The sequence below is a fragment of the Actinoplanes sp. NPDC048791 genome, from assembly GCF_040650095.1.
GTDB lineage: Bacteria > Actinomycetota > Actinomycetes > Mycobacteriales > Micromonosporaceae > Actinoplanes.
Genome location: NZ_JBEZGQ010001429.1, coordinates 1 through 1,696, shown reverse-complemented (window position 1 = coordinate 1,696; position 1,696 = coordinate 1). Strand labels below are relative to the sequence as shown.

The window sequence follows — 1,696 nt, the reverse complement described above, 5'->3', positions numbered from 1 at the left end:
GGCCGGCTCAACGCCGCGCGCGCGTCCCCGGCGTGCAGCTCAGGCAGCCGGTAGCCGAACGCCTCCGCCGCGGTCAGCAACCCGTCGATCAGCACAGCCGCCTCGGCACCGAACCCGGCCCGGGCCAGCCCGGCCGCCACGATCGCGGTGTCGTGCGTCCACACCGAGCCGCAGTGGTACGACAGCGGCGCGTACCCGCCGTCGCGGGCGGACATCGTGCGCAGCCCGTACGCGCCGGACATCGCCTCGCCGCCCAGGGCCGTCGCCACCGCCCGTTCCTCGGCCGCGTCGAGCAGGCCGGTGCCCAGCAGGTGGCCGATGTTGCTGGTCAGGGAGTCGACCGGGCGCCCGTCGCGGTCCAGCGCCAGCGCCGGGTAGCCGGCGTCGAGCCAGAACTCGGCCCGGAAGCGCTCGGCCAGCTCGGCCGCGTACTGCCGCCACCGGTCGCCGCCGGGCCGGCCGAACGCCTCCAGCAGCGCAGCGCCGTCCAGCGCGGCCCGATGGGCGTAGCCCTGCACCTCGGCCAGAGCGATGGGTGGCTCGGCCTGCCGCCCGTCATGGAAGCGCACCGCGTCCCCGGAGTCCTTCCACCCTTGGTTGGCCAGTCCGTGCCCGGTGCTGTCGCGGTACGCCAGGAAGTCGTCGCCGTGCCCGGCCAGCCAGCCCAGCGCCGCCTCCAGGTGCGGCAGCAGCTCGCCGACCTGCGCCTCCGGCAGCCCCCAGCGCCAGGCGTCGTGCAGCAGGCTGATCCACAGCGGCGTGGCGTCGATGGTCCCGTAGTAGGCGGCGGGCAGCCGCAGGCCGTCCGCCAGCACGAACTCCTGCCGCCGCAGCTCGTGCAGGATCTTGCCGGGTGCCTCGGCCGCGGCCGCGTCGACCCGGGTGCCCTGGCGGCGGGCCAGCACGCGGAGCGTTCCGGCGGCGGGGCCGGTGCCCACCGGGAGCAACATCCGGGCCGCCCAGATGCTGTCCCGGCCGAACAGCGTCAGGAACCACGGCACCCCGGCGGCGAGGTAGACGTCGTCACCGTCGGCCAGCCGCAGGCCGTGCAGGTCGTCGAGCGAGCGGGCCACCAGCCGGCCCAGGCGCTGGTCGCCGGAGCGGACCCGGGCCGGGTTCCAGTCGCGGGGGCGGGTGGGGGCGTGCACCGCCGCGGACGGGTCGTCCACCCGTACGGTGAAGGTCAGGGTTGTGTCCGTGCCCGGCGCGAGAGTCACCGCCCAGCGCAACCGCCCGCGGTCGTCGATCTCGGCCCGATCCGCGCCGACCGTGACGGTGACGCCATCCTGGGCCCAGCTCAGACCGCCGCCGGCGGACCGGCCGGCGGTCACCGGGGTGGTCGGGCCGCCGGACGGGACAGCGGTCACCGGAGTGGTCGGGCCGCCGGACCTGACGACCTCGATCGGCGCGAGGTCGGCCGCCAGCTCGACCGTGACCACCGTGCTGACCGGCTCCGGCGCGGCCGAGCTCAACCGGATCTGCTCATCGACCCGGCCCGGGGTGACAGTGCGGGTCCGGTCGATGCGCAGCCGCGGGTCGATCCGGCGAGCCAGCGCGACGAAGTGGACCGTGCCGGCCCCCGCTTCGGCGTGGCCGATCGGCTCGGGCTCGTGGTCGTCGAGCAGCAGCACGGCTGCGGAGAGCACGCGGACGTCCGCGTGGAACACACCCTGCACCCCGGCCGCGCGGATCTGCC

The 1,696-nt window shown here is 76.2% G+C and carries 1 protein-coding gene; it reads right to left on the bottom strand.

Going from position 1 to position 1,696, the window contains the following annotated elements; translation table 11 throughout:
- Positions 1-1,696: glycogen debranching N-terminal domain-containing protein (locus AB0C29_RS47065; RefSeq protein WP_360834714.1), on the bottom strand; the 1,696-nt coding region annotated here is incomplete at both ends.